The following is a 22,362-nucleotide window of genomic DNA, read 5'->3' on the forward strand; positions in this document are numbered from 1 at the left end:
TGCCTTCGCTCCTAGGCTTGCATCCAGTTCTGTTCCTGGCAGGAAGTTTCCATGCAAAGCTATGACGCGATCGTTATCGGAGCCGGCGTAATCGGCAGTTCTGTCGCCTGTCATCTCGCCCGCGAGGGCTGCACCAACGTGCTGGTTCTCGACCGCACGCAGATCGGCGCGGGGACGACCTCCCAGTCCAGCGGCATTCTGCGCACGCACTACTCGGTCATTGAAAACGTCCGGCTGGCGCAAGCGTCATGGCAGGTGTTCAACGACTTTGCCGCTTACCTGGGCGACGAAGAAGCCTCCGCGGGCATGGTCAAGTGCGGCTACCTGATCGCCGCGCTGGACGGCCCCAGGCTGTCGCCGCTGCGTACTTCACTGGCGGCCCAACAGGCACAGGGGATCGACGTGCGTTGGCTCGATGCACAGGAAGCGCAGAGCCTGCTTCCGATTGCCCGCTTCGATGACGCCGCGCTGATCGGCTACGAGCCGGAAGCCGGCTTTGCCGACGCTTACCTGGTGGCCACCAGCTTTGCGCGGTCGGCGCGCCGCCTCGGAGTCAGGATCCTGGAAGGCGTCGAAGTCGAACGGTTGTTGCTCGACGCAGGGGAAGTCGCCGGTGTTGAAACTTCGCAAGGCACATTCCTTTCCGGCACCGTCATCAGCACGCAGAACATCTGGGCGACCGATATCGAGCGCTGGACCGGCATTGCCAGCCCGGTCGTCCCCGAGCGCCATGCCGTGCTGGCACTGGAGGCTGCATCGCCCTACACGTTCCAGATGCCGGTGTACAAGGACCTCGGCTCGCCCGGCATGCTGTATTGCCGCAGCTATGGCGGCAAGCAGATGCTGGTCAGCGAGGGCATTGCACGCGAGACGCTGCCGGCTCCGGACAACGAGCAGGGCGACATCAGCATCGATTACATGGTGGAAGTCGGCGCGCAAGTCGCCGGGCGATTTCCCGCCTATGAAACCGCCGGGATTGCCTCGTCCTGGACGGGCGTCTACGACGTGACGCCCGACTGGAATCCTGTGCTCGGGCGTCTGCCCGATGTGCCGGGGCTGGTGGTGGGTTACGGCTTCTCGGGCCACGGCTTCAAGCTCGCCCCCGCGGTCGGACGCGTGCTTGCCCAGGCAGCCCTGGGCATGGACACCGACATTGATATTGCCCCTTATTCCCTGGAGCGCTTCCGCAATGGCGGGCAGCTGACGGGCAAGTACGGTCTTGGTGCGGTGTCCTGAGCCCCGCCTGATGGGCACACTTGTTGCTCCCCAGGATTCATCGCAGATTAGCTTCCCAGTGGAGCAAGTCATGCGCCTGGCGCTGCGAGGCGCATTCTAAAGTCGGAAGGAGCCTGGATCCATGAAGTCAGAGTTGAGTGGGCATCTTGCCGCGCCAGCCGGGGCGCTGACCCCGGCTCCGCGGTTCAACACCGTCGAAGCAGCGCAGGGCTTCTTGCTGGCGCGCGGCGTCAGCTATGTCCTCGCGCAGTTCGTCGATATCCACGGCGTCGCCAAGGCCAAATCGGTGCCCGTGGCGCATCTTGGTTCGGTCCTGTCGGAGGGTGCCGGCTTTGCCGGCTTTGCCATCTGGGGCGTCGGCATCGAGCCGCATGGCCCGGACTTCATGGCGCGCGGGGACCTCAGCACCATCGGACTCGTGCCATGGCAGCCGGGCCTGGCCCGGATCGTATGCGAAGGGCATGTCGATGGTGCGCCATGGCATTACGACAGCCGGGTCGTCCTGAAGCAGCAGATCGCCAGGCTCTCGCAACGCGGCTACACCTTCTATACCGGCCTGGAGCCCGAATTTTCCCTGCTGCGCCGTGACGACAAAGGCAGCATCGCACCGTGCGACCCGAGCGATACGCTGGCCAAGCCCTGCTACGACTACAAGGGGCTGTCGCGCACGCGATCCTTCCTGGAACGTCTTGCCAACAGCCTGCGCGCGGCGGGCATCGATGTCTACCAGATCGACCACGAAGACGCCAACGGGCAATTCGAGCTGAACTACACCTTCACCGACTGCCTGACGTCTTGCGACCACTTTATCTTCTTCAAGATGGCGGCATCGGAAATCGCCAATGAGCTGGGCCTGGTGTGCTCGTTCATGCCAAAGCCCTTTGCGAACCGCCCTGGCAACGGCATGCATATGCACATGTCGATCGGCAATGGCCAGCGCAACCTGTTTGCAGACAAGAGCGACCCGCGCGGGCTGGACCTGTCCCCACTGGCCTATCACTTCCTTGGCGGCCTGCTGGCCCATGCGCCAGCGCTCACGGCGCTCTGCGCGCCCACCGTCAACTCCTACAAGCGGCTCGTGGTTGGCCGTTCCCTCACCGGCGCCACCTGGGCGCCCGCGTATATCAGCTATGGCGACAACAATCGCTCGAGCATGATCCGCATCCCCAGGGGCCGGCTGGAACTGCGCCCATCCGTTCACCGCCGGCGAGGACTTCTGCCTGGTGCATAACGGCTCCCTGTCGAACCCCAACGGAATCCGGCGCATGCTGGCGCCCCATGGCATCCGGTTCGACACCGATAACGACACTGAAGCAGCCACGCGATTCCTGGAATGGCGGCTGCGCGAAGGCGATACGCTAGAGCAGGCGCTGCAGGCGGGCTTTGATGTCCTCGATGGTTTCTACACCTTCCTGATGGGAACGCCCACGGAACTGGCCTTGATCCGCGATCCCTTTGCCTGCAAGCCCGCCGTGGTGGCCGAAACCGACGACTACGTCGCCATCGCGTCGGAATTCCGCTCGCTGGCCCACCTGCCAGGCGTCAGGCACGCCACGGTCTTCGAACCCGCACCCGAGGAGATGTACGTATGGAAAGCGTGAAATTCGACCTCGCGGTCACGCCCCTGCGTGAAGTCAACCAGTACCTGCACAAGAACGTGCGCGCGGAAGGCGGCTTGCGCGTGCAGATCGACAACCCGAACGGCGCGCACGCGATCGCTGCCGGACTGAATGCGCCTGTTGACGTGGTCATCGAAGGCCATGCCGGCTATTACGCCGCCGGCATGAATCAAGGCGCCAACGTGACGATCCACGGCAGCGCCGGCACGGGCGTCGCCGAGAACATGATGAGCGGCAAGGTCCATGTCAGGGGCTTCGCTTCCAACGCCGCGGGCGCCACCGCCCGGGGCGGCCTGCTGGTGATCGACGGCGATGCCGGCCTGCGTTGCGCGATTTCCCTGAAGGGCGCCGATATCGTCGTCGGCGGTTCCGTCGGCAGTTTTTCCGCGTTCATGGCACAGGCGGGCAACCTGGTGGTGCTCGGCGATGCAGGCGAAGCGCTCGGCGACTCGCTCTACGAAGCCGCTATCTACGTGCGCGGCAAGGTCAGGAGCCTGGGCGCCGATTGCGAAGAGAAGACCATGGGCCCGCGCGAACGCGAGGTGCTGGCCGACCTGCTCCAGCGCGCCGGCCATGTGGATGTCGACCCGTCGTCGTTCAAGCTGTACGGCTCGGCCCGCACGCTCTACAACTTCCATGTCGATCACGCTGGAGCCTACTGAGATGAATGCCCCGACCCAACCGCCGGCGCTGGCATTGAGCGCCACCCAGACTCCCCCGCGCTTCTCCGCGACATTCGACCCGGCCACCATGGCCGAGATCCGCGGCGGAGGCACCAAGCGCAAGCTGCCGCATTTCGATGACCTGCTGTTCCTGGGTGCCTCGGTCAGCCGCTATCCGCTCGAAGGTTACCGGGAGAAGTGCGGGACCGACGTCATACTGGGAACGCGCTACGCCAAAACGCCGATTCACCTGAAGACGCCGGTCACCATTGCCGGCATGAGCTTCGGCGCGCTGTCCGCGCAGGCCAAGGAAGCACTGGGACGTGGCGCCACCATTGCCGGCACGAGCACGACGACGGGCGACGGTGGCATGACGCCGGAGGAGCGTGGCCAGTCGCAGACGCTGGTGTACCAGTACCTGCCCTCGCGCTACGGCATGAACCCCGATGACCTGCGCAAGGCTGAGGCCATCGAAGTGGTTATCGGACAAGGCGCGAAACCCGGCGGCGGCGGCATGCTGCTGGGGCAGAAGATCAGCCCGCGCGTGGCAGGCATGCGATGCCTTCCGGAAGGCATCGATCAACGCTCGGCATGCCGGCATCCGGACTGGACCGGCCCCGACGACCTCGAAATCAAGATCCTGGAGCTACGCGAGATCACCGACTGGGAAAGCCCGTCTACGATCGGCGCCACCCGCCCGTACTATGACGTGGCGTTGGCCATCAAGGCCGGCGCCAATGTGGTGGTGCTCGACGGCATGCAGGGCGGCACCGCCGCGACGCAGGAGGTGTTCATCGAGCATGTGGGCATCCCCATCCTTGCGGCGATCCGGCCCGCGGTGAAGGCGCTTCAGGACCTGGGCATGCATCGCAAGGTCCAGCTGATTGTGTCCGGCGGCATTCGCAACGGCGCGGACGTCGCCAAGGCGCTGGCCCTTGGGGCCGATGCCGTTGCCATCGGCACGGCAGCACTGGTCGCGCTGGGCGACAACGACCCGCGCCATGCCAGCGAGTATCGCAAGCTCGGGACCGTTCCGGGGGCTTACGACGACTGGCATGAAGGCAGGGATCCCGCAGGCATCACGACACAGGATCCGGAACTGGCTGCCCGCCTGGATCCGGTACAGGCCGGGCGGCGCCTGGCAAACTACCTGTCGGTCATGACGATGGAAGCGCAGATCATCGCGCGTGCCTGCGGCAAGTCGCACCTGCACAACCTGGAGCCCGAAGACCTCGTCGCGCTGACCGTCGAGGCGGCAGCGATGACACAGGTGCCGCTTGCCGGCACCGCGTGGGTGCCTGGGCAAGGTGGATACTGACAGCGCGCGCAAAAAAACCCTTCCCCGCCAGAAAACTGCGTACCAGGCCCGACTTGTCAGGCGCGGTACGCGGACCTGGAATCAAGGACTCAATGCATCGACAGGCTGGCGCGCCAAGGCACTCACTACAGACCGCCCACGCGCGGGAAGGTGACCACACAGCGGGCCACATTGCCAGACTGCATGGCGATAAAGCCTTCGTTGATCTCGTCCAGCGAGATTCGCTGTGAGATCAAGTCGTCGAGCAGGAGCTTGCCCTGCATGTACAGCTCGACCAGACGCGGGATGTCAACGCTCAGCCGGTTCGACCCCATAAGCGAGCCCTGGATACGCTTCTCGCGCAAGAAGTCGATCGCTGGCAGTTCGATCTTCGCGTCGGGGCGGAACAGGCCGATCACCGTGGCGGTACCCGCCGGACCCAGCATCGCATAGCACTGCTCCACGGTCTGCTTGAGGCCAATGCACTCGAAGGCAAAGTCCACGCCGCCCCCCGTTAGCGACAACACTTGCGCCACGGCATCGCCTGCGCCGGCATTCACCACGTCAGTCGCGCCGAATTTGCGGGCCAACTCCAGCTTGGCCGGCAACATGTCGACCGCAATGATCCGAGCGGCCCCGGCAATGGCCGCGCCGTTGATAGCAGAGAGACCGACACCACCGCAACCCACCACCACCACGCTGCTGCCCGGCTGCACTTTCGCGCTGTGAAAGACAGCGCCCGTGCCGGTGATGACGGCACAGCCCAGCAGGGCCGCGCGGTCTAGCGGCATGTCCTGGCGGATTCTCACCAGCGTATTTTCGTGCACCAGGATCTGCTCGGCAAAGCCCGAGAGGTTGAAGACCTGGCTAAGCGGATTGCCGGCCAGGCGAAGGCGATCAGCCTTGCCCGCCGGTTGCTTGACTTCGGGATTCTGGCACAAGACCTGATGGCCTGACGCACAAACCGGGCAGTGCCCGCAATAGACCGACAGGCAACCGACCACGTGGTCGCCCGCCTTCAGCCCCGCAACCTCAGACCCGACTGCCTCAACGACCCCTGACACCTCGTGACCCAGTACGGCAGGCAACGGCAGCGGATATATGCCGTGGATCATGTGGAGATCGCTATGACACAATCCTACGGCAGCCGTTCGCACCAGCACCTCACGCGGCCCCGGCTCCATGATGGCAACATCACGAATGGAGAGCGGTGCGCCCACCTTTTCCATCACTGCAGCTTTCATCGTCTGTCTCCAGGTTTTCCTTCCTACATTGGTGACCCGCGCCGTTGCGGCGCAGCATGCAGGCCGAATTCAGGAGGCGACGGCCAACTGCGCCGTCGCGTGCCCTGCCCCGGCCAAATAGCGATCAAGCATTCCGGTCAGGCACGGTTCGGACGCGACAAGCGCATCCCTGTCGACGCGGCCATCGCGTTCGCGAGGCTCATACGTCGAAGGTGATGGCGACTGGCCGGTCGTGGCGCGGGTGCGCCTGGCAAGCCAGGATCCAGCCGCCCGCGAGGTCGTCGGCATTGAACACGTCATTGCGTGCGTGGACGACCTCGCCGTCCACGCATTTCGCCGCGCACGAACCGCAGTAGCCCTCTTTGCAGGCGTATGGCACTTCCAATCCGACCGCAAGGGCGGCCTGCAGCAGGGTCTGGCCACTGCTCACGCGCACCACGTGCTGGGTTCCTCCAGTCGTGACGCGCGCATGGCAATCCTTGTCCGACCAAAGCGCCGCGGTCTCCCCTTCCGCGACAGGCGCCGCGTCGAAGCGCTCCAGGTGCACGCGGGAACCCGGGACCCCGGCAGCAGCCGCGGCCTGCTGCACAGTCGCCATGAACGGCGCCGGCCCGCACAGGTAAAGCTGGAAGGTGCTCCCGCGCCCCAGTAGCTTCGCGAGCCTGCCGGCCTCCGGGTAGCCATTCTGGTCGTCGTAGTGCATCACCACCTCCAGCCGGTCCAAATGCGCCTCGACCAGCCGGGCGATGGCGTCCCCGAAGATGACGCTGTCCGCGTCCCGGTTGGCATAGAAGAGCGTGATCGAACGTCGCGTGCCTGCCAGCACAGAGCGGATCATCGAAAGTATCGGCGTGATACCACTGCCGGCCGCGCAAAACACCAGAGGCGATTCGCCTTCGTCGCACACGAAGCGGCCGGTGGGCACGCTTGCCTCCAGCACCGTCCCGGCTCTGACATGTGCATGGAACCAGTGCGAGACCCGGCCCTGCGGAACCCGCTTGACCGTGACCACCGGCAGCCCCCCCGACTCCGGCGAGCTGGACAACGAGTAGCTGCGGGTCAGGATTTCCCCCTCCACGTTTACCCTGAATATCAGGTGCTGTCCCCCTCGATAACCGAACGATGCATGCAGCGCCTCCGGCACGGTAAGCGCGTAGGAGCGCGCTTCTCCAGTCTCCTCGACCACGTCTGCAACGGTAAGGCGATGGAACTGCATGGGGGTCTCCTCAATCACCGGCCCGTATCCCGGGCACTTGCATTCATCAGAAACAGAATTATTCTTCTATTTATAGCCGGAGACAAAAACGAACACAAGGCAGGTCTCCCCGAACTCCGGCAATGCGGCCCGCCGGGACAGATCCGTCAGAACCAAGAACACATCAGAGGAGACGTCATGTCATCGCTACATCGTTACACCCTGCCCGTAATGCAGACCGGCTGGTCTGTCAGTAGCCAGGTAGCCACTGAGTTCAACTGGGAGTACGACGACGAGTCATCGAAGCTGCTACAGCTCTACGAGACCAGCAAGAAGCAGCAATGGAATGCGACAGACCGCATCGACTGGTCGCAAGAACTCGATCCGGAAAATCCCCAGGAACTGGACGACCGCATGATCCCGATCTACGGCACCAAGCTGTGGGACAAGCTGGGCGAGAAGGACCGCATCGAGTTGCGCATTCATCAGCAAGCGCATTCGCTGTCGCAGTTCCTGCACGGCGAGCAAGGCGCGCTCATGGTCGCAGCGCGCATCGTGCAAATGGTTCCGGAAATCGACGCCAAGTTCTATGCGGCCACCCAGACCATGGATGAGGCGCGCCACGTGGAAGCGTATTCTCGCCTGCTGCACGAGAAGGTTGGTGTCATGTATCCGATCACGCCCGGCCTGAAATCTCTGCTGGAATCCATCCTGGCCGATTCGCGGTGGGACTTCTGCTATCTCGGCATGCAGGTTCTGGTCGAGGGGCTTGCGCTGGCAGCTTTCCAGCGAATCCGCGATTACTCGAAGAACCCCCTTGCGGCATCGATCAATGCTTATGTGATGCAGGATGAGGCGCGCCACGTCGCCTTCGGCCGCACTGCGTTGCGCGGCTACTATCCGCAACTGACGCAGGCAGAGCAACGCGAGCGCGAAGACTTCGTCATAGAAGCTTGCTACCAGATGCGTGACCGCTTCGACCAGAAGGAGGTATGGGGTCGCCTGGGACTCCCCGAGAATGAGTGCGCCAAGGCGGTATTGGAGTCGGAGAACATGCGCATGTTCCGCCAGCGGCTGTTCAGCCGCATCGTACCTACGGTGAAGGATATCGGGCTGTGGAGCCAGCGCGTACAGGACGCCTTTGCCGCCATGGGCGCGATCGAGTTCGCCAATGTTGACGTCGAGGCTCAGTTCGCCAACGACCAGAAGGTCGCTGAGGAGTTCGACGCGCGCCGCCATGTGATGACCACCATCGACGGGGCGCGTAGCACCGGCATCAGCCAATAGTACGACACGATCCGCACCCGGGCATGCGGATGTTCGCCCGGGTCACGCCGGACATCAAACAGAACGCTTATTCTGTTTTAATTCACGTTCACGTTCCTGTGCGCCCACGAGATCCTCGCGGCGAGCGGCTATCGCGTAAGGCGACGCCCGCCGCGAGCGAGACGGACTTCCGGCAGCCCGAGGTAGCGCGTCGCCATGCGGTTCAGATGTTGCTCGATTGCCTCATCGTCAAGATGCAGCGGCCCAGGGTCGTGGAGCAATATATTGGAAAGCGTTCCGACGACGAACTGGATGGCAGTACGGACTTCGAAGATGGCAACCGGCCGCGAACGGTCGCGGAGCTGGCTAGCCAGCCAAGGCTCGATCAGCCCGATGATGCGGCGATTGGCCGTGCGCATGAGATTCAGTTCGAGACCACGCGCGGTGTAGTGCCGCAGGAAGGCGCCGAACAAGCCCCGGTTCTCGCGATACTGGCTGAGATAAAAGTGCACAATCCGCTCGACGATCGCCTCGGCCGGCCCGGTTTGCCAGACCGTATTCTCTGCGATCGAACGTAGCGCCACCTGTTCTGCTTCACCGAGCACGACGTCAAGAACATAGGCGAGCATCGCCTCTTTGTCCTTGAAACGCGCGTAGAAGGCGCCGATCGATGTCTTTGCCGCCGCCACCACCTCGCCAAGGGAGAAGTCGTCCAGATTTCCACGCTGCTCGGCCAGCGCACGGCAGGCGGCCACCATATTCGCTAAGCTCTGCTCGCTACGTGACTGGAGGGGGCGGCGGACCAGGCCCTCGGCTTCTTTGCTCGCCACCGGCAGCCTCGCCCCGCGCTGCGAGGCTGACCTGGCGCGCGTAACGGCAGTTCGTCGCGAAGTGGACTTGGGCGATGTGGGCATGGCGATTCTGCTGTGCCTATAGGCCGTTTACATTTGAGGAAATGGCTGACGTCTTGCCTGTCACTTCAGCGAGGGAAAATAGTCCGGGAGCCCGGGAGCTATTGTGCGGCAGAATGCAACATTTTACCTCCCAAATACAGGCCAAGGCGTGCCAGCAGCCGCCCGTGGCGGCACGATGGAAATGAGCCCGGGTAGTCCAACCCCTGCAGCACGAGCTGCGGCGGGTCACGATGGAGCGCGACATTCAAAGGAATGCGCTCGGCTACGCCCATCCCACTTCAAAAAAGCCGCCCACGCCAGTTACGGCCATTGGGGGAGCCTGGCGTGGGCGCGAAGACCACCGGATGCGGTTCCAGCGGCAATCCGATGCTACGCAAATCCCCCTTTGACGACTGCCAACAATTGTGTCGGCGGCCGTAACAAGACTGACGGCAGTTGCTGTGCCGCTCAGGCCACAGGCAATTCGATGCGGAACGTCGCACCCGCCCCAGCCGCACTCCGCACGCTGGCCTTGCCGCCATGCCGCTCGGCCACCGCCCGCACCAGCACCAGCCCGAGCCCGGTGCCTTCGGGCGCGCCCTGTTGCCCCTGATGCAAGCGCGCGAACGGTTCGAACAGCCGCGCCTGGTCCGCCTCGGCAATCCCCGGCCCGTGGTCCTGCACGGCAACGACAAAGCCGTCCGGCTCACGCGTGAGCGAGACCGTCACCGTCTCCCCTTGCGGGCTGAACTTGATGGCATTGCTGACCAGGTTGGCAATGGCGCGCGCCAGCAGTGCCGGTTCGCCCTGCAGCACCGCGGGATCGTCCGGCAGGTCGATCTGCAGGGTCACGTCGCGGGCCTTGGCCAGGGCCCAGAGCTGGTCGGTGGCATCGAGCACCAGCCCGCCAAGCTCCACCTCCATGAACGCCAGCGACTTCGACTCCGCGCGCGCGATGCTGATGAAGTCGTCGGCCAGCGTCAAGGTGCGGCGTGCATGGGTGGCGATGCGGTTCAGCACGCCGCTGTCGGTGGCGGCATCGTCTGATGGCCCGTCGCGTTGCACACGGCGCTCGTGCAGTTCGATCAGCGCCAGGATCGACGCCTGCGGCGAGCGCATGTCGTGCGACAGGAAGCGCAGCATCTGCTCGCGCTGGCGCTCGGCGATGCGGATGGCGGTGATGTCGATCACGCTGACGATCAGGCCGGCCACGGCACCGGCCTCGGCATGCAGGGGCGCGCCGTGCAGCAGGTAGCGGCGGTCGCCGCGCCCGGCCACTTCGATGCCGCCTTCCGGCGCCGGGTCCGGGGCGATGGGGGCGCCGGCGTGGCGGTCGTGCAGCGCCTGCCAGTAGGCCAGCGCCGGTGCCGGCGCGGGAAAGAGCGCTTCGATCAGGGCGCGGATGCCGGGGCGCGACGGCCCGGGCTCGCCCAGTGCGCGCGGCGGCTCGCTGTCGAGGACGGCGGGCGCCAGCGCCACGCAGCGCCGGTTGGCCAGCAGCACGCCGCCGTCGAGGTCGCAGATCGCGGTGGCATCGGGCAGGCTTTCCAGCCCGTCTGAGAGGAATCGGCGCATGCCGCGCAGCTGGGCGCTCATGGCGTAGACCGCGCGCATGCGGCTGTCGAGCGTGGCGCCGGTATGGCGCGCAGCGGGCATCACGCCAGGCTCGCGCTCCAGCCGCGCCAGCTCGTCGGTCAGGAAGCGCAAGGCCGCTTCCTGGCGCAGCCAGCTCCACAGCGGGTAGAACAGCACGCAGCCGAACACCGCGGCGGCAGGGGCAAACCACAGCCGCGCCAGGGCCAGCAGCGCCAGCGATCCCAGCAGCAGGCTGGCCAGCAGCAGCGCGGTGACGACCAGCGCGCCGCGCGGCGGCAGCCGCAGCGCGGCCAGGGCAGCCAGCAGCACGGCCAGCAGCGTGCCGCCGACCTGCCAGGCACGCGGCACCGCGACGATGGCGTCGCCATCGGTCACCGCCTGCACGGTATTGGCCAGGATCTCCACGCCGCCCATGCCGCGGCCATCGCGCGAGACCGGGGTCGGCAGCACGTCGCCCATGCCGGTGGCCAGCGCGCCGATCAGCACCGCCTTGCCGGCAAAGATGGCGGGATCGATGCGGCCCTCCAGCACGTCGCGCACCGACACGCGGGCAAAGGTGCCGGGCGGGCCGGCGTACGGAATGCGCAGGCGGCCACTGCGCTCCCAACCGTTGGCTTCGGTCACCAATGCGGGCTCCTGGCGCACGCTGGCGGGCAAGCCGCCGCCGCGCCCGAAGCCCGCCATCACCGCGGCCAGGTGCGGCACGCCCGCGGCGGCCACCGGATGCGGCCCTTCGCGCAGGTAGACCTGGCGCGCCACGCCATCGGTATCGACCACCATGTTGATATGGCCCACCGCCGCGCCCAGCCCGGCCAGCGGGTAGCGCACCAGCATGCCGGCGGGGCCGGACTCGGCCACTACCGGCAGCACCACGTTGCTGGCCTGGGCCATGCTGCGCGCCAGCACGGCGTCGTCCTGCGGATAGCGGGTGTCGCGCTCGGACAGGATCACGTCCACGCCGATCACGCGCGGCCGGCCGGCGGCAATGCGCTCGACCAGCTGCGCCAGCACCGCGCGGCGCCACGGCCAGCGGCCGATGGCGCTGATGCTGGCGTCGTCGATGCCGACGATGACGATGTCGTCGCGCGCCGGATGGTGCTGGGCGCTAATGGCAATATCGTAGGCAGCCAGGTCGGCGCGCTCGGTCCAGCCCTGGCGCGCGGCCAGCATCACCAGGGCCAGCACGGCGGCGGCCAGCAGGCACCATTCGACCAGCGTGCGCCGCCCGAATGCGCGCCCGGGAGCGCCCGGGCCGGGCGCGTCAGTTGAGCCGGATGCGGCCACCGCCGTCCGGCCGGTGGCCCGACCCGATTGCGCCGCCCTGCGAGTCGCGCAGGAAGACAATGACTTCAATGCGCTGCGGCGCGGAGAACGCCGCCGGGTCAGGTGCCACCCCTGGCGCCGCACGTGCCACGCGGATGAAATAGACGCCGGGCGCGGGGCGCGGCAGGTCGATGGCGTTGGTGGTGGTGTGCTCGTCGGCCAGCAGCGTGGCAAAGCCGGCATCGGCCGACATCTGCACCCGGTAGCCCGTGCCGGCGCCGCCGCCCTCGGGCCAGCCGATATGCAGCGCGCCGCCATCGTCCTGCAGCGTGGGCACGGGCGGCTTGGGTTCGACGCTGAACGGGACCGCATCCGACCACGGTCCCGGCCGGCCCGCCGCATCTACGCTGCGCACGCGCCACCACCAGCGGCCCGGGGCCAGCGCCTGCGTGGCGCCGGGCCCGGTGGCCGGATGGACGGCGGCCTCTCGGGTAAAGGCCGGATCGGCGCCGATCGCCAGCTCGTAGCGCGCCGCACTCGGCACGGTGGCCCATTCGAAGGCCACCGCGTCGGCATAGCGCACCGCATCGGCGGCAGGCTGCTGCGTGAACGGCGCCGGCGGGTTCAGCCGCACCGACACCGGTGCCTGGGCGCCGTATCCGGTCAGCTGGTGCTTGTCGATGGCGCTGACGCTCAGGTACAGCGTGCCTTCCGGCAGGCCGTCTACGCGAACGGTCGTGACATTGGGGCCACTGACGGTGCCGGTCCAGGCCAGTTCGCTCAGCGCCGCATCGCGCGCCACCAGCACGCGATACCCGGTCGCACCCGGCACCGGCTGCCAGGCGGCTTCGAAAGCCGGGCCCAGCACGGTATCGGCCGGGGGCAGCAGCGCCGGCGCCGGCAGCAACGCCACCGGCTGCGACAGCTTGCCGCCGGACGACACGCCGATGCCATAGCCGGCACCGACCGACGCCGCCGCGGTCATGGCGCGGTCCGCTGCCGGGGTGGCACGGGCGCCCCGCGCCGCGCTGACGCCGACGCGCCCTTCCAGCACCTCGCTGTGGCTGCCGGCGGTGTCGGCCGAGACCCGGTAGCGGGTGCCGCGCACACCGGTCACCATCATCGGCGTATGCAGCTCGAACCGGCCGACGCCGCCGCCCTCGGGTGCCACGCGCGTATCGGCGGCGCCCTTGTCGATGCGGATCACGGTATCGGTCAGGCCGTTGCGCGCGAAGGTGCGCAGCCGGCTCACCGCCACCGTGGTGGCGGGCGGCAGCGTGACACGGCTGCGGTCCGGCAGCTCCAGCGTGACCGAGCCGCCCGCGGGGGTCTCGATACGCGCCGCTTCATCCAGCGTCATGCCAGCCTGCACCGGCCGGCCGTTGGCGCGGACCTCGCCGGCCACATAAACCACGCGGGCCGAGGCGGCCAGCTCGGGAATCTGGCTCAGCGGAATGCGCAGGCGCGAGCCGGGCACCAGCCGGTACGGATCGGCCACGCCGTTCAGGCGCTGCAGCGTGCGCCACCCCTGCCCGGACGCCATGTAGCGCGAGGCCAGCCCGATCAGCGTATCGCCCGGCTCCACCACGTAGATAAAATCGGCGCCCTCCGCGCCCGCGGGACCGGCCTGCGCCGGAACCGCCACGCTGGCCAGCAGGGCCAGCGCGACACATCCGATCCGCTTACGCATCCGCCCCGGCCTCGTCCGCCTGCGCTTCGGCAGCGGAAATCTCTTCAAAACGGTAGCCGTGCGAGTACACGGAAGTCAGCCGCACGCCGTTCTCGGGACGCAGCGCCAGCTTCAGGCGCAGCCGCGAGATATGCGTGTCGAGCGTGCGCGAGCCCGCCCCCATGGCGCGGCCCCAGACGGCCTGCTCCACCACCTCGCGCGCCAGCAGGCGCCCGGTATTGCGGAACAGGAACAGGGCCAGCTCGTATTCGCGCGGCGACAGCAGCGCCGCCTCGCCGCCAACGGTGATGGTGCGCGCGTGGGTATCGACGGTGTAGTTGCCGCGCCGGATCAGCTCCACTTCCTGCGCCGCCTCGGGGTAGGCACGGCGCAGCAGCGAGCGCACGCGGGCGATCAGCTCGCCGGCGCGGATAGGCTTGAGCATGTAGTCGTCGGCGCCCACCGTCAGGCCGTCGACGATGTCGGATTCGGCGGTGCGGCTGGTGACGAACAGGATCGGCGGCATGTTGCCCGACTTCTGCCGCACCCAGCTGACCAGTTCATAGCCGCTGGTGCCCGGCAGCTGCCAGTCGACCAGCAGCAGGTCGTAGGCGCGCTCGCGCAGCGCGCGCAGCAAGTCCGCGCCGTTGGCGAAGGACTCGCACTCGAAGCCGGCTTCGCTCAATATCTGCCGGATCAGTTCGGCCTGATCCGGGTCATCCTCCACCGAGGCAATTCTCATCCACCCCCCTGCCTACACTGCCTACTGCGACTGCCACTGCGATTCACGTCGGGCAATATTGACGTCTGCTTGATACCCACCCTGGCGGGCGCGGCCCTGGACAATCGCGCGGCAAGCGGGGCCGAAGCAAGCCGGATGCTGCAATGTTACCTAACCGCGACGCCAGCCGTCGAGGCATGGCTCAGAAGCGGACAATCCACTCGCCGAGCACGTAGCGGTAGTGATAGTTTGGCCCGTTAAACGATGCGCTGCGATTGTAACCGGCACGCAGACGCAACGATTGGGCGCCACGGACCGGGCTCTGCAGGCCCAACTCAAACAGCTTGGTCGGCTGCAGCGGCGCGTCAACGATCTTTTCGCGGCCCAGGCCCGCCACGAGCGATCCCACCCAGCCCTTGTAGCGCTGGCGCCAGCCAATCGCGAGCATGGATTCCGAGTAGTGCTCCGGGTTGAAGTACGCGTGCCCGACATCGTCGTGCGTGCTGCGGTAAGCGCGAAAGCGTGCCTGCAATGTCAGGCCCAGATCCAGCGACGGCTGGTAGATGAGCCTGAGCCGGCCGTGATCGCGGCGATTACCATCGGAAAAGTACTGCTGGCCGGCCACGCCCACCAGCGTGACATGCGGCCCGATGCCCTGGTCCACTGCCACGCCGCCAAAGGTGTAGGAAACGCCGCGGTCCAGCGCCGTGCGGGTTTCGACCCAATCACGATTGATGAAGACTTCCACCGAGGTGCGCTTGGCCAGCGCCAACCGGTAGCCGCCGTCAGCCGTCAGCAGCGTGTGCCCGCCCTGGGCAAAAACGCCGACGTCCAGCGCCCAACCATTCAGGGTGGCCGGGTCCAGTTGCCGCCCCAGCACACTCAGCTTCTGGCCATGGCGCGCCCAGCCGTCCTGACTGTAGCGATAGTCGCTTGCACGCAGTCCGAGCAAGTGGTCGGCATGCTCCATGCTGGGAAAGTACTCAACGGACAAGCGCCGCGCGCGGAAACCCTCGCTGTCGCTGGTGGCCAGGAATTCGGGACCAATCCCCTGGTCCAGCACCTTCTCCTCCGCTGCCGCCGCTTCCTCCGCTACCGCTGACTTTGCACCCAGGAACCCAAGCACCGCACATAGAAACACAAATCTGAATCGTCTCACTTGGTACCCCAGGTCTTGCGTGTCTTGAAGAGTTCGTCGACATAGCCGAGCACGCTCGCGGGTTGCAGCAGCAGGCTATAAAAGATTACGTAGATGCACAGGCCAAGGCGATTGCGCCTGACCTTGAGGCCCAACCGATCGAACATCCGTCTTTCGATCGTGAACATCAGGTAACTCATCAGGATGGCAAGCGGCAGCAGGGCCAGGGTCATTGGCCCGGCGATCCAGTAACAACCGAACAGCGCCAGCACGATGCCGGGCAGGAACCCCAACGTAAACGCCAGGTCCAGCCACGGGTACAGCAGGTTCCAGTAGACAAAAAAGGTCGACATGCGCGGCACCACCAGGATGCCCGGATGCTGCCGGAAGGCTTCCATCATGCCGCGCGCCCAGCGTTGCCGCTGGCGCACGAACTGGCGGACATTGTCCGGAACGTTGGTGAAGATGCAGGCATCCTCGCAGTGCCCTACCCGATGGCCCGCTTTCAGCAAGGCCCAGGTCAGCACGATGTCCTCTCCGACGCAATCGTCCCAGCCGCCCACCTCGATCAGGGTCCTGCGGTCGTAGATGGAGAACGCGCCCTGGGCCACCAGCGTTCCCTGGTAGAGCGACTGCATGCGCTTGATGGCAGCAATACCCTGGAAATAGTCCCACTCCTGGCAGCGCGTCAGCCAGTTCTGACGTGAATTGCGCACCAGGATCTTGCCGGCCACGGCGCGCGTACTGGGCGGGTCCTGGCGATAGCGCTCGACGATGCTGCTCAGCGCGTTCTGCTGCAGGTAGGAATCGGCGTCCACGGTGATGACAAGTTCGTCCCCTGCGAGCTTCAACCCCTCGTTCAGCGCCCTGGCCTTGCCGCCATTCACGGGCAGGTCGAGCAACCGCAGCCACGGATACCTGGCCTCTGCCCCGCGCACCAGCGCAGCGGTCGCATCGCGCGAGCCATCGTTGATCACGATCACCTGCAACGGTGCCGCGTAGTTCTGGCGCTCAATACTGGCCAGGGTGTCGAGAATCGAGGCCTCTTCGTTGTATGCGGCAATCAGGATTGTCAGCGGCGGATAGACATCAAGCGGCTGGCGCGGCGGCCGCCGGTCCATTGCCAGGCTGGCAATCAGGAAGGCATTCATGAACCCCGGGATGATGGCGATCCCGCCGACGAGCAGCACGGCGGGCACCACCCCGACGCTTTGCGCAAGCTCGGTCAGCCACTGCTGAGCAATCCACACGGAGAACGCCGTCCACCCGATCGCCACGGACAGGGCAATTGCAAACTTGACGCGCACGGGCACATACATGCCGGACGTACCTTTGCCCTCTACCGTTGTCATTTTTTTCACTTCTTTGTTCTTGTGTGAATGCATCACCCGTTGCAACCCGATGCCGCCCAAGAGCGGCGCAAACGATGCGGCCGCCGGTCCCTGCAACAAGGAATGTGGGAGCCGCTCAGCCAACGCGCGGCCGTACTACTGACCTGATGACAAAAAGCGGGACGACCAATCCCGCTGATGCACTTGCGGCGTTTGCTGTGTGCCGTGGGGGCGAACGGGACTTGCCCAACCCCCGGTGACCAGGCGCCGGGCCGCTGCCCTCCTGAGGAAGACGCGGGGAACCGCCACCCTGCTCATTGCGCGCCTTCGGCGCGGGCGATTGTATCAGTTCAAGGACATCTCGGGCTGGGTTGTCGGTCGAGACACTACGTCAGTCCGACAAAACAGATCGTCAACAATCGTACCTATCCCAATACAATCAGGCGGCTGCGACCTGGACAGGCTCCTGGCCTGGATACAAGACCGAGGCCGGATCATCGCGGCGGGACGGACAATTCATGCCCGGCAGAAGACCATTCTGAAACGCGATTCCGATCAATGCCGGATCAGGTATTTCCCTGAGGTCGCACTACACCACCCCTCCCCCGTACGGGGCAAAACCTTCCCCCGAATGTGGTAATGCAAGTTGAAACAAAACGAAACAGTGCCCCAAAAAGTAGCCATTTTGCACTACGCGTCAGCACGCGCCGCTCATTCATGGTGCACAGCCTGATATTCAGTCGAAACCGGAACCTGGGAAGAACTCAGGGATTTCACTGAATCGAATGCGAAGTAGAAAACGCTAATATCTCCTGTCGGAACCTCTCATCATGATTAGGCGGTTAGCCTGATTGACACACCGGGAAAATTCGGCAGAATGATTCCCACTTGTGCAGCGCCCATTCGGTGTGTCATTTGGTGTTGTCGTTCCGTGACGTTTTCGGTTGTCACGACAGCGACATATCGAAGTCATATGGAATGCGCTGGCGGGGAACATAAAAAGGATCCGCTGGGTGCGTTGCACACGGTGTATAACGAGCGTTTTCGCTCATTTTGAAATTCAAGGTTGAGATAGATATGGAAACCGGTACCGTTAAGTGGTTCAACGACGCCAAGGGCTTCGGCTTCATCACGCCGGACGAAGGCGGCAATGACCTGTTCGCTCACTTCTCCGCGATCGAAGGCAATGGCTTCAAGTCGCTGAAGGAAGGCCAGAAGGTCCGCTACGTCAAGGCCATGGGCCAGAAGGGCGAGCAAGCCACCAAGATTCAGGCCCTCTGATACCGGTGAGGGCCGGGCTGGTCCGACGGACCAGCCCGGCAAGGAAAGCCCCGCAGCGTCGTTGCGGGGCTTTTTCATTGGTGCTCCGGTGCTGGGGCCGCGGGCACTGCGGTCTCGTTGCTGGTGAAATTGCTATAATCGGCCGACCCACAACCACCCTCCCGCGAGGGCGCGCGCAGATGCGGCGCGGTCTGCGCGGGATGGCTAGCAGCGTGTCGAGGAGTTTCGTGGCCGGTACTCAGATCGCAACGCCAGAATCCCCCACTGCCGTGGCCGGCAGCCAGGCGGGCCCCGCGGCTTCGGCCGGCAGTTCCTTCCATGCCGCGCTGCGCATCCTGCCCGCGGCACAGCGCCAGGCCATGTTCGAGATCTACGCGTTCTGCCGCGCCGTCGACGACATCGCCGACGGCAACGCGCCGCATGCCGAACGCCTGGCCGCGCTTGACGCCTGGCGCCGCGACATCGGCGCCTGCTACGCCGGCAACCCGCCGGCGGCCTTGCAGCCGCTGAGCGCGCAGATCCGGGCCTTCAACCTGCAGCAGCCGGACTTCCTTGCCGTGATCGACGGCATGACCATGGACGTGGTGCAGGACATCCGCGCCCCCGACGCGGCCACCCTCGACCTGTATTGCGATCGCGTCGCCAGCGCGGTGGGCCGGCTGGCGGTGCGCGTGTTCGGGCTGGAGGAGTCGTGCGGAATTGCGCTCGCGCACCACCTGGGCCGCGCGCTGCAACTGACCAATATCCTGCGCGATGTCGATGAAGACGCGGCCATCGGCCGGCTGTACCTGCCGGCCGAGGCGCTGGCCGCGGCCGGCATCGGCCCGGGCACGCCCCAGGCCGTGACCGCCCACCCGGCGCTCGGGCAGGCGTGCGCGGCCGTGGCGCAGGAAGCCCAGGCCCACTATGACCAGGCCTACGCCATCATGGCGCGCTGCCCGGCGCGCCAGGTGCGCTCGCCGCGCATCATGGCGGAGGTCTACCACCGCATCCTGGCGCGCCTGCGCGCGCAGGGCTGGCGCGCACCGCGCCAGCGCGTGCGCCTGCCGCGCGCGCAATTGCTCTGGATCGTGCTGCGCCACGCCATTGGCTGAGCGCGGCAACCCGATGCATGCCGGGCATGGCCACGCCGTGCGCCGGCTCAAGGAGTCTGCATGTCGATGAACGAGACCGTCTTTGCCAACGCCACGCCGCGAATCGACCCGGCGCCGGCACAGCCGGCCAGTGCCCAGGATCTGCCCGCGTCGCACCAGCCGAAGCCGGCGCTGGACCACGGCATCGGCCGTGCGATCGATGCCCTGCTGCACCAGCAGCGCCCCGACGGCCACTGGGTCTACGAGCTGGAAGCCGATGCCACCATCCCCGCCGAATACGTGCTGATGGTGCACTACCTCGGCGAGGACCCGGACCTGGACCTCGAAGCGCGCATTGCCCGCTACCTGCGCCGCATCCAGAACCCCGACGGCGGCTGGCCGCTGTTCCATGAAGGCCGCTCCGACATCAGCGCCAGCGTGAAAGCGTATTTCGCGCTGAAGATGGCGGGCGACGATCCGCAAGCCGCGCATATGCAGCGCGCGCGCCAGGCCATCCATGCCATGGGCGGCGCCGAGGCCAGCAATGTGTTCACGCGCACGCTGCTGGCGCTGTATGGGGTGCTGCCGTGGTCGGCGGTGCCGATGATGCCGGTGGAGATCATGCTGCTGCCGCAGTGGTTTCCGTTCCATCTGTCCAAGGTCTCGTACTGGGCGCGCACGGTGATCGTACCGCTGCTGGTGCTCAACAGCCTGCGCCCGCAGGCGCGCAACCCGCGCGGGGTCGGCATCAACGAGCTGTTCGTCGGCAACTGCCATACGGTGGGGCTGCCGCCGCGCGCGGCGCACCAGCACGCCGGCTGGTACACGGTGTTCCGCGGTCTGGACGCACTGATGCGCGTGGCCGAGCCGCTCTTCCCGCGCATGCTGCGCCGGCGCGCGATTGCCGCGGCGCAGGCCTTCGTGCGCGAACGGCTCAACGGCGAGGACGGGCTGGGCGCGATCTTCCCGGCGATGGCCAACAGCGTGATGATGTTCGACGTGCTGGGCGTGCCGCCCGGCGATCCGGCGCGCGCCGTGGCGCGGCGCTCGGTCGAGCGGCTGCTGGTCGAGCACGGCGACGAAGCCTATTGCCAGCCCTGCCTGTCGCCGGTGTGGGATACCTCGCTGGCCGCGCACGCCTTGCTTGAAACCGGCGAAGCCCGCGCGGCGCAGGCGGCCGGACGCGGCCTGGACTGGCTCAAGCCGCTGCAGGTGCTGGACGTGCGCGGCGACTGGGTCGTGCGCCGCCCGCTGGTGCGGCCCGGCGGCTGGGCCTTCCAGTACGCCAATGCCTACTATCCCGACGTGGACGACACCGCCGTGGTCGCCGCCGCGATGGACCGCTTCATGCGCGCGCACGACGCGCCGGGGCGCTACGACGAAGCGGTGGCACGCGCCTCCGAGTGGATCGTCGGCATGCAGAGCGGCAACGGCGGCTGGGGCGCGTTCGAGCCCGAGAACACGCACCTGTACCTGAACAACATCCCCTTCGCCGACCACGGCGCGCTGCTGGACCCGCCCACCGCGGACGTGTCGGCGCGCTGCCTGTCGATGCTGTGCCAGACCGGCGCCACGCCCGACAAGAGCGAGCCCGCCGCGCGCGCGCTGCGCTACCTGCTGGCCGAGCAGATGCCCGACGGCAGCTGGTTCGGCCGCTGGGGCACCAACTATATCTACGGCACCTGGAGCGCGCTGTGCGCGCTGAACGCCGCGAGCCTGCCCCCGGAAGCCCCCGAGATGCGCCGTGCCGTGGACTGGCTCGTGCAGATCCAGAACGCCGACGGCGGCTGGGGCGAGGACGGCAGCAGCTACCGGCTCGACTACCGCGGCTATGAGCCGGCGCCGAGCGTGGCCTCGCAGACCGCGTGGGCGCTGCTGGCGCTGATGGCGGGCGGCGCCGCGCAGCATCCGGCGGTGGCGCGCGGCATCGACTACCTGCTGCGCACGCAGCAGACCGGCGGCCTGTGGCATGAGCCGCGCTTTACCGCCGTGGGCTTCCCGCGCGTGTTCTACCTGCGCTACCACGGCTACGCGCGCTACTTTCCGCTGTGGGCACTGGCACGCTACCGCAACCTGCAGCGCGCCAGCGCCGGCCAGGTGTCGTGGGGGCTATGACGGCACCGTTTGTGCTGGTTGTCACCGGCATGGATTTCGAGGCGCGCATCGCGGCCGGACCGCATTGCCGCGTGGTGCACGGCCTGCGCGGCCTGGCGCTGGAGCAAGGCGTGTCCGAGATGGCCAGCCGGCACTGCATGGGCATCCTCAGCTTTGGCGTGGCGGGCGGGCTGGACCCCACGCTGGCGCCGGGCGACCTGGTGCTGGCGGATGCGATCTGCGCGCCTGGCGAGCGCTACGACACCGACATGACATGGACCCGGGCCATGCACGCGGCGCTGCCGCACGCCAGGGTCGGCACCGCGGCCGGGGCAGACCAGCCGGTGCTGTCGGTTGCCGCCAAGCAGGTGCTGCACCGGGCCACGGGGGCACTGTGCGTCGACATGGAATCGCATCTCGCCGCGCGCATGGCAGCGGCTTGCCGGCTGCCGTTCGGGGCTTGCCGCGTGGTGATCGATCCGGCCAGTCGCGCCGTGCCGGCTGCCGCGGCGGCGGGCATGGGGGAAGGCGGCAAGACTGATGTGATCGCGGTGCTGGGCGGGCTGCTGCGCGCGCCGTGGGAATTGCCGGCGCTGATGCGGCTGGCCGGCGATGCCGCTGCTGCGCGCGGGGCGCTGCGGGCGGCGAGGCTGGCGCTGGGGGATGCGTTCGGCTTGCGCGACATGCGGGCGCAGCAAGCTGACGTCTGAACTGGCCGATGAAAGCTCCCTCTCCCGCAGGCGGGAGAGGGGAGCAAACACGCTGCGTGCTACAGGCCTGCGCC

General features: G+C 66.6%; 16 protein-coding genes and 2 pseudogenes. 10 read left to right on the forward strand and 8 right to left on the reverse strand.

The annotated features are described in order from the left end of the window. Nucleotides 1-51 precede the first annotated feature (51 nt). From DN412_RS19235 to DN412_RS19255, 5 genes and pseudogenes are all read left to right on the forward strand, one after another. On the forward strand, nt 52-1,236 hold the full coding sequence (locus tag DN412_RS19235) for an NAD(P)/FAD-dependent oxidoreductase (protein WP_115213060.1): 1,185 nt from the start codon (nt 52-54) through the stop codon (nt 1,234-1,236). Nucleotides 1,237-1,357: 121 nt separating this feature from the next. Continuing rightward, nucleotides 1,358-2,425 (forward strand): annotated as a pseudogene (gene glnT / locus DN412_RS19240) (type III glutamate--ammonia ligase); the annotation flags it as partial. Further along, a pseudogene (locus DN412_RS19245) lies at nt 2,424-2,837 on the forward strand (class II glutamine amidotransferase domain-containing protein); the annotation flags it as partial. The pseudogenes glnT and DN412_RS19245, both read left to right, overlap by 2 nt. Continuing rightward, nucleotides 2,825-3,517, forward strand: a complete 693-nt coding sequence (locus DN412_RS19250) for a GltB/FmdC/FwdC-like GXGXG domain-containing protein (protein WP_115213061.1) — start codon at nt 2,825-2,827, stop codon at nt 3,515-3,517. The pseudogene DN412_RS19245 and the gene DN412_RS19250, both read left to right, overlap by 13 nt. Before the next feature lies 1 nt (nt 3,518). Next, nucleotides 3,519-4,835, forward strand: a complete 1,317-nt coding sequence (locus DN412_RS19255) for an FMN-binding glutamate synthase family protein (RefSeq protein ID WP_115213062.1) — start codon at nt 3,519-3,521, stop codon at nt 4,833-4,835. Nucleotides 4,836-4,960: 125 nt separating this feature from the next. Here DN412_RS19255 and DN412_RS19260 read toward each other — a convergent pair whose 3' ends face one another. Both DN412_RS19260 and DN412_RS19265 read right to left on the reverse strand, forming a co-directional pair. Further along, a complete protein-coding gene (locus DN412_RS19260; RefSeq protein WP_115213063.1) occupies nt 4,961-6,058 on the reverse strand; it encodes a Zn-dependent alcohol dehydrogenase in 1,098 nt (365 codons plus the stop codon). Nucleotides 6,059-6,257: 199 nt separating this feature from the next. Beyond that, on the reverse strand, nt 6,258-7,274 hold the full coding sequence (locus tag DN412_RS19265) for a ferredoxin--NADP reductase (protein WP_115213064.1): 1,017 nt from the start codon (nt 7,272-7,274) through the stop codon (nt 6,258-6,260). A gap of 177 nt (nt 7,275-7,451) precedes the next feature. Between DN412_RS19265 and DN412_RS19270 the strand changes: the two genes are divergently transcribed. Next, nucleotides 7,452-8,540 (forward strand): ferritin-like domain-containing protein, encoded by a 1,089-nt coding sequence (locus DN412_RS19270; RefSeq protein WP_115213065.1) that lies wholly within the window; start codon nt 7,452-7,454, stop codon nt 8,538-8,540. Between the two features lie 128 nt (nt 8,541-8,668). Here the strand turns inward: DN412_RS19270 and DN412_RS19275 are convergent, their stop codons facing one another. The 6 genes from DN412_RS19275 to DN412_RS19300 form a co-directional block, all read right to left on the reverse strand. Continuing rightward, entirely contained in the window at nt 8,669-9,433 is a 765-nt protein-coding gene (locus DN412_RS19275; RefSeq protein ID WP_115213066.1) for a TetR/AcrR family transcriptional regulator, read from the reverse strand. Nucleotides 9,434-9,880: 447 nt separating this feature from the next. Then, nucleotides 9,881-12,292 carry a CHASE2 domain-containing protein gene (locus DN412_RS19280; RefSeq protein WP_115213067.1) on the reverse strand — a complete coding sequence of 804 codons (2,412 nt, stop codon included), beginning with the start codon at nt 12,290-12,292 and terminating at the stop codon, nt 9,881-9,883. Beyond that, on the reverse strand, nt 12,270-13,961 hold the full coding sequence (locus tag DN412_RS19285; RefSeq protein WP_115213068.1) for a FecR family protein: 1,692 nt from the start codon (nt 13,959-13,961) through the stop codon (nt 12,270-12,272). The genes DN412_RS19280 and DN412_RS19285 overlap by 23 nt, the downstream gene beginning before the upstream one ends. Beyond that, nucleotides 13,954-14,682, reverse strand: coding sequence for a response regulator transcription factor (locus DN412_RS19290; protein WP_115213069.1), 729 nt, complete (start codon nt 14,680-14,682; stop codon nt 13,954-13,956). Before DN412_RS19290 ends, DN412_RS19285 begins: the two co-directional genes overlap by 8 nt. 181 nt (nt 14,683-14,863) lie before the next feature. Continuing rightward, nucleotides 14,864-15,631: a hypothetical protein gene (locus tag DN412_RS19295; RefSeq protein WP_133303061.1), complete on the reverse strand. Its 768-nt coding sequence runs from the start codon at nt 15,629-15,631 to the stop codon at nt 14,864-14,866. Between the two features lie 185 nt (nt 15,632-15,816). Then, the gene (locus DN412_RS19300) at nt 15,817-17,151 is read right to left on the reverse strand and encodes a glycosyltransferase family 2 protein (RefSeq protein WP_208647621.1); all 1,335 of its coding nucleotides are present in this window, start codon (nt 17,149-17,151) and stop codon (nt 15,817-15,819) included. Nucleotides 17,152-18,207: 1,056 nt separating this feature from the next. On the opposite strand from DN412_RS19300, the gene DN412_RS19305 reads away from it, so the two are divergent. The 4 genes from DN412_RS19305 to DN412_RS19320 all read left to right on the forward strand — a co-directional run bounded on the left by DN412_RS19305 (nt 18,208) and on the right by DN412_RS19320 (nt 22,288). Beyond that, entirely contained in the window at nt 18,208-18,411 is a 204-nt protein-coding gene (locus DN412_RS19305) for a cold-shock protein (protein ID WP_010810931.1), read from the forward strand. Between the two features lie 227 nt (nt 18,412-18,638). Further along, nucleotides 18,639-19,505 carry a presqualene diphosphate synthase HpnD gene (gene hpnD, locus DN412_RS19310; protein WP_115213072.1) on the forward strand — a complete coding sequence of 289 codons (867 nt, stop codon included), beginning with the start codon at nt 18,639-18,641 and terminating at the stop codon, nt 19,503-19,505. A gap of 60 nt (nt 19,506-19,565) precedes the next feature. Further along, nucleotides 19,566-21,599, forward strand: coding sequence for a squalene--hopene cyclase (shc, locus tag DN412_RS19315; protein WP_115213073.1), 2,034 nt, complete (start codon nt 19,566-19,568; stop codon nt 21,597-21,599). Next, complete coding sequence (locus DN412_RS19320) at nt 21,596-22,288, forward strand: phosphorylase (RefSeq protein WP_115213074.1); 693 nt, start codon at nt 21,596-21,598, stop codon at nt 22,286-22,288. The genes shc and DN412_RS19320 overlap by 4 nt, the downstream gene beginning before the upstream one ends. The last annotated feature ends 74 nt before the right edge of the window (nt 22,289-22,362 follow it).

Source organism: Cupriavidus lacunae, assembly GCF_003353055.1.
GTDB classification, from domain to species: Bacteria; Pseudomonadota; Gammaproteobacteria; order Burkholderiales; family Burkholderiaceae; genus Cupriavidus; species Cupriavidus lacunae.

What these genes read in the sequence shown, in the direction of transcription:
- DN412_RS19300 (WP_208647621.1), bottom strand. Translation starts at nt 17,151, where the DNA reads ATGACAACGGTAGAGGGCAAAGGTACGTCCGGCATGTATGTGCCCGTG.
- DN412_RS19250 (WP_115213061.1), top strand. Translation starts at nt 2,825, where the DNA reads ATGGAAAGCGTGAAATTCGACCTCGCGGTCACGCCCCTGCGTGAAGTC.
- DN412_RS19285 (WP_115213068.1), bottom strand. Translation starts at nt 13,961, where the DNA reads ATGCGTAAGCGGATCGGATGTGTCGCGCTGGCCCTGCTGGCCAGCGTG.
- DN412_RS19320 (WP_115213074.1), top strand. Translation starts at nt 21,596, where the DNA reads ATGACGGCACCGTTTGTGCTGGTTGTCACCGGCATGGATTTCGAGGCG.
- DN412_RS19305 (WP_010810931.1), top strand. Translation starts at nt 18,208, where the DNA reads ATGGAAACCGGTACCGTTAAGTGGTTCAACGACGCCAAGGGCTTCGGC.
- DN412_RS19235 (WP_115213060.1), top strand. Translation starts at nt 52, where the DNA reads ATGCAAAGCTATGACGCGATCGTTATCGGAGCCGGCGTAATCGGCAGT.
- shc (WP_115213073.1), top strand. Translation starts at nt 19,566, where the DNA reads ATGTCGATGAACGAGACCGTCTTTGCCAACGCCACGCCGCGAATCGAC.
- DN412_RS19265 (WP_115213064.1), bottom strand. Translation starts at nt 7,274, where the DNA reads ATGCAGTTCCATCGCCTTACCGTTGCAGACGTGGTCGAGGAGACTGGA.
- DN412_RS19255 (WP_115213062.1), top strand. Translation starts at nt 3,519, where the DNA reads ATGAATGCCCCGACCCAACCGCCGGCGCTGGCATTGAGCGCCACCCAG.
- DN412_RS19260 (WP_115213063.1), bottom strand. Translation starts at nt 6,058, where the DNA reads ATGAAAGCTGCAGTGATGGAAAAGGTGGGCGCACCGCTCTCCATTCGT.
- DN412_RS19270 (WP_115213065.1), top strand. Translation starts at nt 7,452, where the DNA reads ATGTCATCGCTACATCGTTACACCCTGCCCGTAATGCAGACCGGCTGG.
- DN412_RS19275 (WP_115213066.1), bottom strand. Translation starts at nt 9,433, where the DNA reads ATGCCCACATCGCCCAAGTCCACTTCGCGACGAACTGCCGTTACGCGC.
- DN412_RS19295 (WP_133303061.1), bottom strand. Translation starts at nt 15,631, where the DNA reads ATGGAGCATGCCGACCACTTGCTCGGACTGCGTGCAAGCGACTATCGC.
- DN412_RS19290 (WP_115213069.1), bottom strand. Translation starts at nt 14,682, where the DNA reads ATGAGAATTGCCTCGGTGGAGGATGACCCGGATCAGGCCGAACTGATC.